We start from the raw sequence: 13,253 nt of genomic DNA, 5'->3' as shown, positions 1-13,253 counted from the left end.
CTTTGCTTTGTCTCTCATCCCGGCAAGTTGGATAAAAAACATCCAGCGCTGGTTCCCCAAAGACCCATCATAGTTGCCTGATTGCATCACGCATCGAAAGTTCCGGTGCAGGGCGTGCAAATAATGATCAACGCAAGGCTGGTCGAACGACTTCGAAAGAGGTAGAAAAGACGTCTGTGAATGTATGCGGCTGCCGACGACACGTCCCTGGTGCAGCCACCCGAAAACAAGAAGACAGGACAATCCTGCTGAAGGAGTCACGATGAGCGACACGGTGCGCGTCCATCACGACCAGGCTGGCCATCGCTTCGAGGCGATGATCGAAGGTCACTGCGCCTACCTTGCCTACATGGATCTTGGCAAGCAGACACTGGATATGTATCGCACCTTCGTTCCGGACGCATTGCGTGGGCGAGGCATCGCAGCGGCCCTGGCGCAGCATGCGCTCGATTACGCCGAGCGCGAGGGCTATCAGGTCATCCCTTCATGCTCATATGTGGAACGCTACATCGAACGCAATCGAACGGGCTCTGGCCAGGCCACGCCAGAGCCATAAAAAAACGCCGGGAGACCGGCGTTTTTTCTTCCTAGCCGCGCTGCCTTTTGGGCAGCACGTCCTTGAGCTTGTCATGCATGCTCAGCACGGCTTTCTCGGTGGTGTCCCAGTCGATACAGGCGTCGGTAATGGACACTCCGTACTTGAGATCGCACAGGTTCTTCGGAATGGCCTGATTGCCCCAGCCAAGGTGGCTTTCGACCATGAGGCCGACAATGGAATTGTTGCCTTCGAGGATCTGGTTGGCGACATTGTCCATCACCAGCGGCTGCAGGGCAGGGTCCTTGTTGGAGTTTGCATGGCTGCAGTCGATCATGATGTTCGGGCGAATGCCCGCCTTGTGCAGCTCCTGCTCGCAGAGCGCGACGCTGACCGAGTCGTAGTTGGGCTTGCCGTTACCACCGCGCAGCACCACATGGCCGTAGTTGTTGCCCTTGGTGGTGACGATGGACACGCCGCCAGACTGGTTGATGCCAAGGAAACGGTGCGGGCTGGAAACCGACTGCAGCGCGTTGATGGCCACGGTCAGGCTGCCGTCGGTGCCGTTCTTGAAGCCGACAGCCGAGGACAGCCCGGACGCCATCTCGCGGTGCGTCTGCGATTCGGTGGTGCGCGCGCCGATCGCCGACCAGCTGATCAGATCCTGCAGATACTGCGGAGAGATGGGGTCGAGTGCCTCGGTGGCGGTGGGCAGGCCCATCTCCGCCAGATCGAGCAGCAGCTTGCGGCCGATGTGCAGACCGTCCTGGATCTTGAACGAGTCGTCCATGTAGGGATCGTTGATCAGGCCTTTCCAGCCGACAGTGGTACGGGGCTTCTCGAAATACACGCGCATGACGAGGAACAGGCTGTCGGACACCTTTTCCGCCAGGACCTTGAGGCGCTCGGCGTACTCGTGGGCGGCTTTCAGGTCATGGATGGAGCAGGGGCCGATCACCAGGAACAGGCGGTGATCCTTGCCGTCGAGAATGTCGCGTACGACCTGACGACCATGGGAGACGGTCTGCAATGCCGAGGCGGTCAGCGGGATTTCACGCTTCAGTTGCTCCGGCGTGATCAGGGTCACGTTGGACGCAACGTTGAGGTCGTCGATTGGTAAATCAGCCATTTGTCACTCGTCAGGAATCACGGGAGCCGTCCGCCAGCGATCCCGGTGCGGCGGAACTGGACTTGAGGGCGCAGCGGGGAAACGGAACCTTAGCGCTAAAGGGCTTAATCGACAACGAGATTGATGGCGTATTGAGTCGATCCGCCTGTCGATCTTCGCAACGCCAAGCGGGACGCTGTGATGCGCATCGTCGGGCTGCTATCGTTCTGCTTTTTCAATCGGTTGGCGCAGGTATCCCGCCGGCCACATGACCTGGAGTGCTTATGTCTGCAGCCAATCCACGTATAGGCATCATCGGCACGGGTGCCATCGGAGGCTTCTACGGCTTGATGCTGGCGCGCGCCGGCTTCGATGTGCATTTCCTGTTGCGCAGCGAATACGACGCCGTCCTCGCCCGTGGCCTGCAGGTCAATAGCGCGGTGCATGGGCCATTATTGCTGGAGCAGCCGCAGATTTACCGCGCTGCGGCCCAGATGCCTCCCTGCGACTGGCTACTGGTGGGGGCTAAAAGCACCAGCAACCGGGAGCTGGCGCCGCTCATCGCTCAGGTCGCAGCACCCGATTGCAAGGTGGTGGTACTGCAGAACGGGCTGGGTGTGGAGGATGTGCTCAGGCCATTTCTGCCGGCCAGCGTGCACCTGCTGGGCGGCCTGTGTGCGATCTGTGCACATCGTTCCGCGCCCGGCGTGGTCGAGCATCAGGCCCTTGGCGGGGTCAACCTTGGCTACCATTCCGGGCCAGCCGGGCATGACCCGCAGGCACAACAGGTATTACTGGGCGAGATGGTCGAGATGTTCCGTCGGGCCGGGGTGGATTCTTCACCGATGCCCAGCCTGGCACAGGCGCGCTGGATGAAGCTGGTGTGGAACGTGCCGTTCAACGGCCTCTCGGCTCTGCTCGACGCTGGTACCGAGTCGCTGCTCGCCAGCGACGACACGCGGGCGCAGATCAAGGCCATCATGCAGGAGGTCTGCGCTGCGGCGCAGGCGCTGGGTTGTGCGCTGCCAGAGGATTTCCCGGAGAAGTTGCTGATGGGAACGGCACGCATGCCCGACTACCTGCCCAGCATGTATCACGACAGGTTACACAACCGGCCGATGGAGCTGGAGGCGATCTATGCCGCACCGCTTGCCGCAGCTGCGCAGCAGGGCATATCGATGCCCCGTACCGAAATGATCTATCGCCTGTTGCGCTTCCTGGAGCAGCGTAACGGCGCCTGACACAAACGCCGGCCCGGTTTTCGCCGCACTGCTAAGCTCAACGGCAGTCGCGGCGAGTCAGACCAAAGGTCGCACAGCAAAAGCCAGGCGGAACATCTATCATCCGTTGGCGCACCGTTCATAAGGTTATAAGTGTTGCGGCAGGCGCAGTGGTGCCTTTGCCTTGAGGGATTTCTATGAAGCTTCAACAACTGCGTTACATCTGGGAAGTGGCGCACCATGACCTCAACGTTTCGGCAACTGCCCAGAGTCTGTTCACCTCGCAACCCGGCATCAGCAAGCAGATTCGCCTGTTGGAGGATGAACTCGGCGTCGAAGTGTTCGCCCGCAGTGGCAAGCATCTGACGCGGGTGACACCTGCTGGAGAGCGCATCATCACCACGGCTGGCGAGATTCTGCGCAAGTGCGAGAGCATCAAGCAGATTGCCCAGGAGTTCTCCAACGAAAAGAAGGGCACCCTGAGCATCGCGACCACCCACACCCAGGCACGTTATGCGTTGCCTCAGGTGATCAGCAGCTTCATCAAGCAGTACCCGGACGTGTCGCTGCACATGCACCAGGGTACGCCGATGCAGATCGCCGAAATGGCCGCCGACGGGACGGTCGATTTCGCCATCGCAACCGAGGGGCTGGAACTGTTCGGCGACCTGGTGATGATGCCTTGCTATCGGTGGAACCGCTGCGTGATCGTGCCTCGCGGCCATCCGCTGGCGAAGCTGGACAAGCTCACCCTCGAGGCGCTGGCCGAGCACCCGATCGTGACTTACGTGTTCGGTTTCACCGGGCGCTCCAAGCTCGACGAAGCCTTCGGCCATCGTGGGCTTTCGCCGAAGGTGGTTTTCACCGCAGCCGACGCTGACGTGATCAAGACCTATGTCCGGCTCGGGTTGGGCGTTGGTATCGTGGCGCGCATGGCGGTGGACCCGAACCTGGATTCGGATCTGGTGGTGCTGGATGCCAGTGAGCTGTTCGAGTCCAGCGTGACCAAGATCGGCTTCCGCCGCGGCACTTTCCTGCGCGGCTTCATGTGCGACTTCATCCAGCAGTTCGCCCCGCATCTGAACCGGGACATGCTGGAAAAGGCCATCCAGTGCCGCAACAAGGCGGAACTGGATGAGCTGTTCGACGGCATGCAGCTGCCGACCTACTGATCATTCGAGACACGGGTTCGGCGCTGGCGCCAACCTGTCTACCGCATGAGTGTGCGGTCAGCTCTTGGCGATCAGATTGCCGGCGTGCAGCCCGCATTCCTTGTGGGTGGCTTCCTCCCACCACCAGCGACCTTCACGCTCGTGCTGGTTCGGTAGCACCGGCCGAGTGCAGGGCTCACAGCCGATACTGATGAACCCGCGCTCGTGCAGGCTGTTGTAGGGAATTTCCAGCATGCGGATGTAGCCCCAGACTTCCTCGCTGGTCATCTGTGCCAGCGGGTTGAACTTGTACAGCGGGTGGTCCGGTGTCGAGAACGCGGTATCCAGTTCCAGTACTGCAACCTGGCTACGGGTGCCAGGGCTCTGGTCACGCCGCTGGCCGGTGGCCCAGGCGCGCACTGTCGACAGTTTGCGGCGCAGCGGCTCGATCTTGCGGATACCGCAGCATTCGCCATGACCGTCGCGGTAGAAACTGAACAGGCCCTTTTCGTTGACCAGCGGCTGCAGCAACGCCGGGTCCGGGGTCATGATCTCGATGGCGATGCCGTAGTGATCACGGACCTGCTCGATGAAGCGATAGGTCTCGCTGTGCAGGCGTCCGGTATCGAGGGTGAACACCTTGACGCTCTTGTTCAGCTTCCAGGCCATATCCAGCAGTACCACGTCTTCGGCGCCACTGAATGAGATCCACAGGTCATCGCCGAACAGATCGAAGGCGAGCTTAAGAACGTCTTGCGGCGATTTCTCGGCGTAGGCTGTAGCCAACGCGGCGACGTCGATGGAGGTGCTCATCAGGCGGCTTCCTTATAAATGTCCACGGCGCTTCGGCGCTCTGAGGCGGCGGATGGTAGCAAAAGGGGTTTATGCCGCTAAATAACGTTTAGATACGTTTATCAGCCTTTTCGGGTATAAGCGCTGCGTTGCTTCGGCTGCGAGCTGCCGTTAGAGTGCCGCCTTCAATTTTCTGCATTGAGGAGTGGCCCGTGGAAATAGCCTGTCTCGACCTGGAAGGTGTGCTGGTTCCGGAAATCTGGATCGCCTTTGCCGAGGCCACCGGAATCGAATCGCTCCGGGCGACCACACGGGACATTCCCGACTATGACGTACTGATGAAGCAGCGCCTGCGCATCCTCGACGAGCACGGCCTGAAGCTCGCCGATATCCAGAAGGTCATCGCAACGCTGAAGCCGCTGGAAGGCGCGCCGGAGTTCATCGACTGGCTGCGCGAGCGTTTCCAGGTGGTGATCCTGTCCGACACCTTCTACGAGTTCTCCCAGCCGCTGATGCGCCAGTTGGGCTTCCCGACGCTGCTCTGCCATCGCCTGATCACCGACGAGACCGACCGCGTGGTGGACTATCAGCTGCGCCAGAAGGACCCCAAGCGCCAGTCGGTCATCGCGCTGAAGAGCCTGTACTACCGTGTCATCGCTGCGGGTGACTCTTACAACGACACCACCATGCTCAGCGAAGCCCATGCCGGCATCCTGTTCCATGCGCCGGACAATGTCATCGCCGAGTTCCCGCAATTCCCGGCAGTGCATACCTTCGATGCGCTCAAGCAGGAGTTCCTCAAGGCGTCGAACCGCAAGCTGACGCTCTGATCTGTCCGGATCGAGGCGGCCGTTCCGTTGATCGGTCGCCTCAGCCTGATAGCTGCTCCAGCGTTTCCAGCAGCACCTTCACTTTGTCGATCGACTCCTGGTATTCCGCCTGCCAGTCCGAGTCGGCGACGATGCCGCCACCGCCCCAGCAGCTGGCTTGTCCGCCACGGACGAGCAGGGTACGGATGGCGATGGAGCTGTCCATTTCCCCCCTGACATCGACATACAGCAGCGACCCGCAGTAAATCGAGCGGCGGGTAGGTTCCAGCTCGTCGATGATCTGCATGGCGCGGATCTTCGGCGCTCCGGTAATGGACCCGCCAGGAAAGCTGCCGGCCAGCAGATCGAATGCGTCCAGCCGGTCGGCGAGCTCGCCGGTGACACAGCTCACCAGGTGATGGACATTGGGGTAGCTTTCCAGCGCGAACAGCTGCGGGACGCGCACGCTGCCGATGCGACAGCTGCGGCCGAGATCGTTGCGCAGCAAATCGACAATCATCAGGTTCTCGGCACGATCCTTCTCGCTGGCCAGTAGTGCCTGCGCCTGTGCGGCATCGCTCTGCTCGTCATGCCCGCGGGGCCGCGTACCCTTGATCGGCCGCGTCTCCACCCGGCCGCCCTGCAGCCGCAGGAAGCGTTCCGGCGAAAGGCTGACGATGGCGCCATCGCCAAGCCCGACGAACCCGGCGAATGGTGTCGGGCAAGCCTTGCGCAGGGCGCTATAGGCACTCCATGCATCACCCGAACAGGCGGCGCGAAAACGCTGGGTGAAGTTCACCTGGTAGCAGTCGCCCGCCTGGATATAGGCCTGGATGCGCCCGATGCCGCGGCGATAATCATCCCGCGAGATATCCGGAGTGAACCGCCCATGCAGCCTGAATGGCGCGGCTGCGGCAGGGGATGCCGTTTCGAACAGACGGACCAGGCGCTCACGTTCGGGCCGGGCGGTGGCCGGATGGAACAGCAGCTGACTGGTCCGACGCTGGTGATCCGTGATCAACGCCCAGCCATACAGCCCCAGGCGCGCCAGCGGCAAACCACTGTCATCGCGTGCGCGCTGTGGAAGTCGTTCCAGCCGCGTGCCGAAGTCATAATTCAGCAGGCCGATCAGTCCGCCCGCGAAGGGCAGCTCGCAACCGTCGGGCAGCGTGGCCGGCCCCAGGTCGCGCAATGCCTGGCGCAAACGCTGGAAAAAATCACGCCCTGATTCGCTCTGGGCAGGCTCGAAGATCGCCGATGGCCAGGCGCTGAGGATGTCGAAGCGGCCGCGCTCGGCTACCGGCCGGCCGGAATCCAGCAGAACGGCGCCGGGCGCATGACGAATGCGTTCGAACCAGTGAGCAGGATCGGCCTTATAGGGCAGGGGGTGCAGCGTGCAGAGGGGCATGGTCGGATCGATATGGGCCGGCCCGCGAGATGCACGGGCCGGCCAATGGGTCAGTCGTGCGGCGGAACGTGGCCGAAGAGCTCCTGGGAGAACTTCACGCGTTCCTCGACGGTTTCCTGGATGCCCTTTGCCTTGAGCTCTTCCAGACGGTTCTCCACGGCATGGGCGCGGTGGGTCAGCCCGCAGTCGTTGGCGATCTGGATGTTCAGGCCCGGGCGTGCATTCAACTCCAGGATCAGCGGTCCCTTGTCCTGATCGAGCACCATGTCGACACCGATATAGCCGAGCCCGCAGAGCTCGTAACAGCCGGCGGCCAGCTTCATGAAGCCGTCCCAGTTCGGCAGCTGTACGCCGTCCACGGCGTTGGTGGTGTCGGGGTGCTTGGTGATCTTGTTGTTCAGCCAGGTGCCGCGAAGGGTGATACCGGTCGCCAGATCCACGCCGACGCCGATTGCACCCTGGTGCAGGTTGGCCTTGCCGCCGGACTGGCGGGTGGGCAGGCGCAGCATGGCCATGATCGGATAACCCATCAGCACGATGATGCGGATGTCCGGCACGCCTTCGTAACTGATGCTCTTGAAGATCGGATCAGGCGTGACGCGGTACTCGATCAGCGCACGGTCGCGGTGACCGCCGAGAGAATACAGACCAGTGAGGATGTTGGAGATCTGATGCTCGATCTCCTCATGGGTCATGATCTTTCCGGATACGGTCTTGTAGCGACCCTCGAAACGGTCCGCGATCACCAGAATGCCGTCGCCGCCAGCACCCTGGGCCGGTTTGACGACGAAGTCGGTGTGGTCCTTGACGATGTCCTTGAGCTTGTCGATGTCCTTCTCGGTCTCGATGATCCCGTACATCTCCGGCACATGAATGCCGGCCTCGATCGCGCGCTGCTTGGTGATGATCTTGTCATCGACGATCGGGTACAGGCTGCGCTTGTTGTACTTGAGCACGTAGTCCGCGTTGCGGCGGTTGATGCCCATGATGCCCTTGGCTTCCAGGGCCTTCCACGTCTTGATCAGACCGAACATGGCTCAATCCTTCAGAAAGGCTTTGAAGCGGAACAGCTCGGTCAGGCGGTAGCCGCGGTAGCGACCCATCGCCAGCATGAAGCCCACCATGATCAGCAGCACGGCCGGGAAGGTGAAGATGAAGTAAGTCAGCTCCCGGATGTTCATCAGCATGAAGGCCAGGCTTGCGGCGATCAGCGTGCCGACCGCGACCTTGAAGGCATGGCCGCCGCCGCGCTCTTCCCAGGTGATGGACAGGCGTTCGATGGTCATGGTCAGGATCACCATCGGGAACAGCGATACCGACAACCCGCGCTCGAGGCCGAGCTTGTGGCTGAGCAGGCTGATCACTGCAATCAGCACAACGACGAAGGTCAGCACGACCGACAGGCGCGGCAGCATCTGGAGTTTCAGATGTTCCAGGTACGAGCGCAGCGACAGGCCGAGCGCGGTGATCAGGGTGAACAGGATGATGCCGAAACCGATCTGGGTTTCGCGGAACGCCAGGGCGATCAGCACCGGGGTGAAGGTGCCGAGGGTCTGCAGGCCGCCGAGGTTACGCAGGATCAGGATCACCAGCACGCCGATCGGTATCATGATCATGATCTGGTAGGTCTGCTGAGTCTTCAGGGGCAGGCCGTACAGCGAATACTCCAGGAATCCGGCCTCGGTGTTCTCGTCTGTCAGCTTGGCGAGGCGGATGGCGTTCATCTCGCTGTTGTTCAGGGTAAAGGTCACCTGCGGGTTGCGGCCACCTTCCAGGTTGATCAGCGGCTCGTCACCGGTCCACCAGACCAGCCGGTCACCCGGCAGGCCCTGTTCGCCAGTGCCGGGGTTGAAGAACAGCCACTTGTCGCCATTGAAGCTGCGCAGCCAGAGTTCGGGCGTTTGCGGCTGATCGGCATTCAGGCGGATGGTATGCACACGCTCCATCGGCACGTGGGCGATGGACAGCAGCAGCTCGATGACGCGTGCCTTGTTCGGGATGGAGGTATCGCCCCCGAGCAGCAACTTGACATTGTCATCGTTGGGATTGTTGACGCGCTTGATCGCTTCGCTGATGAAGGTCTCGACGTCGGCCGAATGCTGGCGAATGGGAGAGAGCAGGGCCTCGGCGGCAATCTTCTCCGGGCCTTCGACCGGGATGCTGTCGCGGAAGATCGGGCCGGTGGGCTTGCTCTGCTCGCCGCTGTAGCGCTTGGTCAGCACCAGGCGGTAATAGAGTGTCTGGTTGCCGCTGGCGCGACGCGCGGACCAGGTGACGCGGCGGTTGCCATCGACGCGGTTGACGCTGACACCGTAGTTGTTGGAGATGAAGCTCTCGTTGAGGCTGACGAACTCCTGATTCAGTGGCGGCACGTACATCTGCAGCTTCACTGGCTCGCGCGGATTGGCCTGGAACTCGACCTTGGCGTCGATATTCCACAGGTCATCGGTTTCGTCTTCGGTAACCGGAATGCCGAGGATGAAGATCTGGTAGGCAGTAATCGAAATTCCCAGTGCGACGAGCAGGAAGATCAGGACTTTCAGATGCAGAGTGAGAGCGCGCATGGGTATTACTCGTCAGCGTCAGATTCGTTGAGGCAACCGGGCTTGCCGGCAATAAAGGTGCGACTTGGGTCCACCAGGGCACCGAAGCGGGTGAGCGCATCGGAACCGATCAAAAGTGGGTATTGGAAAGCCGTACGGTCGGTGAGGTTCACTTCGATGGTGCGTTTGACCTTGCCCATGCACAGATCGAGCTCGATGACCGGTCGTGCGGTATAGGTCTTTTCCTCTTCCGGATCGAAGTCGCCGGCGCGACGTTTGATCTTGCTGATCCGCGCCAGGGGGCGTTCGATGGGGTGCGCATGGGCGCTGTCGACGGCCAGGTAGAAGCGCACCCAGGATTCGCCCTTGCGCTTGAAGCGAGTGATGTCGCGCGCGCTGAGCGATGCCGTCTGCGCGCCGGTGTCGAGTTTCGCTTCCACTTCCAGATTGAAGTCGGGAATGCCGACGTGTTCGTTCAGACCGTAGATCGCCTTTTCGGCAGCCACGCCGATGGCGGGCAGGATCAGTACGCAGAGCAGCAGAAGGTGGGCTTTAACTCTCATGGAACCTGAAATCTAAGGGAAGGGAAGAATGGCCGGCTGGCCTGCGCCGAAAGGTCCGGCGAGCGGCCTGGACGCGAAAGGCTGGCATTCTAGCATGCTGATTTCTTGGCGCTACAACGGCCACCAGCGCTTTGACACCCCATGATACAGACCATGCCGAGCGTACGACTTTAGTAAAGGTGTCGACAATCGGCGGACTGCGTCAGTTGACTGTTAGGTTATGCAGGCGTAATTTCGCCGTACTGTCTTTCGGATTGTCGACAATCATGCTGGATACCGTTGAGCCACCCCCATCAGTACAGCAGCTTGATAGCGGCACACTTGCCGAGAACGTGTTCCGTCTGATCCAGGCTGCGATCGTCAAGGGTGAGATTGCGCCGGGCAGCAAGATCTCCGAGCCCGAACTGGCGCGTACCTACGGCATCAGCCGCGGGCCGCTGCGCGAGGCTATCCACCGGCTGGAGGGCCAGAAACTGCTTGTCCGCGTTCCCCATGTGGGCGCGCGCGTGGTTTCGCTGAGCCATGCCGAGCTGATCGAACTCTACGAAATCCGTGAGTCCCTGGAAGGCATGGCCTGTCGCCTGGCCGCCGAACGCATGAGCGAGGCGGAAATCGATGAACTGCGTCGGGTGCTCAGCACTCACGAACGCGATGAGGCGTTTCAGGCTGGCGTCGGTTACTACCAGCAGGAAGGCGACTTCGACTTCCACTACCGGATCATCCAGGGCAGCGGCAACCGCACGCTGGCCAAGCTGCTGTGCGACGAGCTCTACCAGCTGGTGCGCATGTACCGCATCCAGTTCTCCACCACGCCGAATCGGCCGCATCAGGCCTTCGCCGAACACCACCGAATCCTGGACGCCATCGCCGAGCGCGATGGCGAACTGGCGGAGCTGCTGATGCGCCGCCATATCGCCGCTTCCAAGCGCAATGTCGAGCGCCATTTCAAAGGTGCTCTTGAGCAAACACCACAACCAAGAGGTGAGGCATGACACTCCCAACCCCCGGTCAGCGTTTTCGCGACGCGGTCGCCAGCGAACATCCCCTGCAGGTGGTCGGTGCGATCAACGCCAATCATGCGCTGCTGGCCAAGCGCGCCGGCTTCAAGGCGATCTACCTGTCCGGCGGTGGTGTCGCCGCCGGTTCGCTGGGTCTGCCTGACCTGGGAATCACCGGGCTCGACGATGTGCTGACCGACGTCCGTCGCATCACCGACGTCTGCGACCTGCCGCTGCTGGTGGATGTCGACACCGGCTTCGGCTCCTCGGCGTTCAACGTGGCCCGCACCGTGAAGTCGATGATCAAGTTCGGCGCTGCCGCGATCCATATCGAGGACCAGGTCGGCGCCAAGCGTTGCGGCCATCGTCCAAACAAGGAAATCGTTTCCCAGCAGGAAATGGTCGATCGCATCAAGGCGGCGGTGGACGCGCGCACCGACGACAGTTTCGTGATCATGGCGCGTACCGATGCGCTGGCGGTGGAAGGTCTGAACTCCGCGCTGGATCGTGCTGCAGCGTGCATCGAGGCCGGTGCTGACATGATCTTCCCGGAGGCGATCACCGAGCTGGCCATGTACAAGACTTTCGCCGACCGCGTGAAGGCGCCGATCCTGGCCAACATCACCGAGTTCGGCGCCACGCCGCTGTACACCACCGAGGAGCTGGCCAGCGTCGACGTTTCCCTGGTGCTCTATCCGCTGTCGGCGTTCCGCGCCATGAACAAGGCTGCCGAGAACGTTTACACCGCGCTGCGCCGTGACGGCACCCAGGCGAACGTGATCGACACCATGCAGACCCGCATGGAGCTCTACGATCGCATCAACTACCACGCGTTCGAACAGCACCTCGACGCGCTGTTCGCCCAGAAGAAGAGCTGACGAGTAGCGCCCGACCAATTTGCCAGCGGGCGCTTTGCGATCCATTTTTCAACGTGATTTGCGGTATCCAGAACAAATCCAATAAGGAGATAGCAATGGCTGAAGCAAAAGTATTGAGCGGTGCGGGTCTGCGCGGACAGATCGCCGGGCAGACCGCCCTGTGCACCGTCGGCAAGACCGGCGCCGGGCTGACCTACCGTGGCTATGACGTACGCGACCTGGCGGCTGAGTGCGACTTCGAAGAAGTGGCCTATCTGCTGTTCTACGGCGAGCTGCCCACCGCTGCGCAACTGGCCGACTACAAGAAGCGCCTGAAGACCATGCGCGACCTGCCGCAGCCGCTGAAGGAAGTGCTCGAGCGCATCCCGGCCAGCGCGCATCCGATGGATGTGATGCGCACCGGTTCGTCAGTGCTCGGCACCCTTGAGCCCGAACTCAGCTTCGATCAGCAGCGCGACGTGGCCGAGCGCCTGATGGCGGCCTTCCCGGCCATCATGTGTTACTGGTACCGCTTCACCCATGACGGTGTGCGCATCGACTGCACCAGCGACGAAGACACCCTGGGTGGTCATTTCCTCGCGCTGCTGCACGGCAAGAAGCCGAGCGACCTGCACGTCAAGGTGATGAACGTCTCGCTGATCCTCTACGCCGAGCACGAGTTCAACGCCTCGACCTTCACCGCCCGTGTCTGCGCTTCGACGCTGTCCGACCTCTATTCCTGCGTGACCGGTGCCATCGGTTCGCTGCGCGGCCCGCTGCATGGCGGCGCCAACGAAGCGGCGATGGACATGATCGAGCAGTGGAAGAGTCCGGAAGAAGCCCGCGAAGCCATCCTCGGCATGCTCGAGCGCAAGGACAAGATCATGGGCTTCGGTCACGCGATCTACAGCGTCTCCGACCCGCGCAACGAGGTGATCAAGGTCTGGGCCAAGAAGCTCGCTGATGAAGTGGGCGATACCGTGCTCTACCCGGTCTCGGTGGCCGTCGACGAAACCATGTGGGAGCAGAAGAAGCTCTTCCCCAACGCCGACTTCTACCACGCATCCGCGTATCACTTCATGGGCATCCCCACCAAGCTGTTCACACCGATCTTCGTCTGCTCGCGTGTCACCGGCTGGGCATCCCATGTGTTCGAACAACGCAGCAACAACCGGATCATTCGGCCGAGTGCCGAGTACATCGGTCCGGAACAGCGCAAGGTAGTACCGATCGCTCAGCGCTGATCGGGATGGGGAGCCCGCCGTGCGG

At 61.5% G+C, this 13,253-nt stretch carries 13 protein-coding genes; 7 read left to right on the top strand and 6 right to left on the bottom strand.

Annotated features, from left to right (window positions below):
- Positions 1 to 262 precede the first annotated feature (262 nt).
- Positions 263 to 556, top strand: coding sequence for a GNAT family N-acetyltransferase (locus tag VF716_RS05415; protein WP_048329227.1), 294 nt, complete (start codon positions 263 to 265; stop codon positions 554 to 556).
- A 31-nt stretch (positions 557 to 587) separates the two neighbouring features.
- Here the strand turns inward: VF716_RS05415 and VF716_RS05410 are convergent, their stop codons facing one another.
- Entirely contained in the window at positions 588 to 1,664 is a 1,077-nt protein-coding gene (locus VF716_RS05410; protein ID WP_013982729.1) for a 3-deoxy-7-phosphoheptulonate synthase, read from the bottom strand.
- Between the two features lie 263 nt (positions 1,665 to 1,927).
- Between VF716_RS05410 and VF716_RS05405 the strand changes: the two genes are divergently transcribed.
- Together VF716_RS05405 and cysB are read left to right on the top strand one after the other, a co-directional pair.
- Entirely contained in the window at positions 1,928 to 2,884 is a 957-nt protein-coding gene (locus VF716_RS05405) for a putative 2-dehydropantoate 2-reductase (protein WP_014596644.1), read from the top strand.
- Positions 2,885 to 3,060: 176 nt separating this feature from the next.
- Positions 3,061 to 4,035 (top strand): HTH-type transcriptional regulator CysB, encoded by a 975-nt coding sequence (gene cysB, locus VF716_RS05400; protein WP_011913166.1) that lies wholly within the window; start codon positions 3,061 to 3,063, stop codon positions 4,033 to 4,035.
- 57 nt (positions 4,036 to 4,092) lie between these two features.
- Here cysB and VF716_RS05395 read toward each other — a convergent pair whose 3' ends face one another.
- The gene (locus VF716_RS05395) at positions 4,093 to 4,827 is read right to left on the bottom strand and encodes a phosphoadenylyl-sulfate reductase (protein WP_011913167.1); all 735 of its coding nucleotides are present in this window, start codon (positions 4,825 to 4,827) and stop codon (positions 4,093 to 4,095) included.
- Between the two features lie 191 nt (positions 4,828 to 5,018).
- Between VF716_RS05395 and thrH the strand changes: the two genes are divergently transcribed.
- On the top strand, positions 5,019 to 5,636 hold the full coding sequence (gene thrH, locus VF716_RS05390) for a bifunctional phosphoserine phosphatase/homoserine phosphotransferase ThrH (RefSeq protein WP_011913168.1): 618 nt from the start codon (positions 5,019 to 5,021) through the stop codon (positions 5,634 to 5,636).
- Positions 5,637 to 5,676: 40 nt separating this feature from the next.
- Here thrH and pabB read toward each other — a convergent pair whose 3' ends face one another.
- From pabB to rloA, 4 genes are read right to left on the bottom strand one after another with little or no spacing between them, the layout of a single operon-like run.
- Entirely contained in the window at positions 5,677 to 7,023 is a 1,347-nt protein-coding gene (pabB, locus tag VF716_RS05385; protein ID WP_017245055.1) for an aminodeoxychorismate synthase component I, read from the bottom strand.
- Between the two features lie 50 nt (positions 7,024 to 7,073).
- Positions 7,074 to 8,057, bottom strand: coding sequence for an alpha-L-glutamate ligase-like protein (locus VF716_RS05380; RefSeq protein WP_011913170.1), 984 nt, complete (start codon positions 8,055 to 8,057; stop codon positions 7,074 to 7,076).
- A 3-nt stretch (positions 8,058 to 8,060) separates the two neighbouring features.
- A complete protein-coding gene (rloB, locus tag VF716_RS05375) occupies positions 8,061 to 9,587 on the bottom strand; it encodes an osmotic stress tolerance membrane protein RloB (RefSeq protein ID WP_095460084.1) in 1,527 nt (508 codons plus the stop codon).
- A 5-nt stretch (positions 9,588 to 9,592) separates the two neighbouring features.
- Positions 9,593 to 10,129 (bottom strand): retropepsin-like aspartic peptidase RloA, encoded by a 537-nt coding sequence (gene rloA, locus VF716_RS05370; protein WP_014596645.1) that lies wholly within the window; start codon positions 10,127 to 10,129, stop codon positions 9,593 to 9,595.
- A 266-nt stretch (positions 10,130 to 10,395) separates the two neighbouring features.
- Between rloA and VF716_RS05365 the strand changes: the two genes are divergently transcribed.
- From VF716_RS05365 to prpC, 3 genes are all read left to right on the top strand, one after another.
- Complete coding sequence (locus VF716_RS05365; RefSeq protein ID WP_108241758.1) at positions 10,396 to 11,121, top strand: GntR family transcriptional regulator; 726 nt, start codon at positions 10,396 to 10,398, stop codon at positions 11,119 to 11,121.
- A complete protein-coding gene (gene prpB, locus VF716_RS05360; protein ID WP_283258719.1) occupies positions 11,118 to 12,005 on the top strand; it encodes a methylisocitrate lyase in 888 nt (295 codons plus the stop codon). Before VF716_RS05365 ends, prpB begins: the two co-directional genes overlap by 4 nt.
- Positions 12,006 to 12,100: 95 nt before the next feature.
- A complete protein-coding gene (gene prpC / locus VF716_RS05355) occupies positions 12,101 to 13,228 on the top strand; it encodes a bifunctional 2-methylcitrate synthase/citrate synthase (protein WP_049324419.1) in 1,128 nt (375 codons plus the stop codon).
- Positions 13,229 to 13,253: the final 25 nt, after the last annotated feature.

Source organism: Stutzerimonas sp. Brlt_14 (genome assembly GCF_051948915.1).
Taxonomy (GTDB): Bacteria; Pseudomonadota; Gammaproteobacteria; order Pseudomonadales; family Pseudomonadaceae; genus Stutzerimonas; species Stutzerimonas stutzeri.
The sequence above is the reverse complement of the archived record's forward strand: the minus strand, read 5'-3'. Positions and strand labels throughout refer to the sequence as shown.

What these genes read in the sequence shown, in the direction of transcription:
- pabB (WP_017245055.1), bottom strand. Translation starts at nt 7,023, where the DNA reads ATGCCCCTCTGCACGCTGCACCCCCTGCCCTATAAGGCCGATCCTGCT.
- rloB (WP_095460084.1), bottom strand. Translation starts at nt 9,587, where the DNA reads ATGCGCGCTCTCACTCTGCATCTGAAAGTCCTGATCTTCCTGCTCGTC.
- prpB (WP_283258719.1), top strand. Translation starts at nt 11,118, where the DNA reads ATGACACTCCCAACCCCCGGTCAGCGTTTTCGCGACGCGGTCGCCAGC.
- cysB (WP_011913166.1), top strand. Translation starts at nt 3,061, where the DNA reads ATGAAGCTTCAACAACTGCGTTACATCTGGGAAGTGGCGCACCATGAC.
- rloA (WP_014596645.1), bottom strand. Translation starts at nt 10,129, where the DNA reads ATGAGAGTTAAAGCCCACCTTCTGCTGCTCTGCGTACTGATCCTGCCC.
- prpC (WP_049324419.1), top strand. Translation starts at nt 12,101, where the DNA reads ATGGCTGAAGCAAAAGTATTGAGCGGTGCGGGTCTGCGCGGACAGATC.
- VF716_RS05365 (WP_108241758.1), top strand. Translation starts at nt 10,396, where the DNA reads ATGCTGGATACCGTTGAGCCACCCCCATCAGTACAGCAGCTTGATAGC.
- VF716_RS05380 (WP_011913170.1), bottom strand. Translation starts at nt 8,057, where the DNA reads ATGTTCGGTCTGATCAAGACGTGGAAGGCCCTGGAAGCCAAGGGCATC.
- VF716_RS05405 (WP_014596644.1), top strand. Translation starts at nt 1,928, where the DNA reads ATGTCTGCAGCCAATCCACGTATAGGCATCATCGGCACGGGTGCCATC.
- VF716_RS05410 (WP_013982729.1), bottom strand. Translation starts at nt 1,664, where the DNA reads ATGGCTGATTTACCAATCGACGACCTCAACGTTGCGTCCAACGTGACC.
- VF716_RS05395 (WP_011913167.1), bottom strand. Translation starts at nt 4,827, where the DNA reads ATGAGCACCTCCATCGACGTCGCCGCGTTGGCTACAGCCTACGCCGAG.
- VF716_RS05415 (WP_048329227.1), top strand. Translation starts at nt 263, where the DNA reads ATGAGCGACACGGTGCGCGTCCATCACGACCAGGCTGGCCATCGCTTC.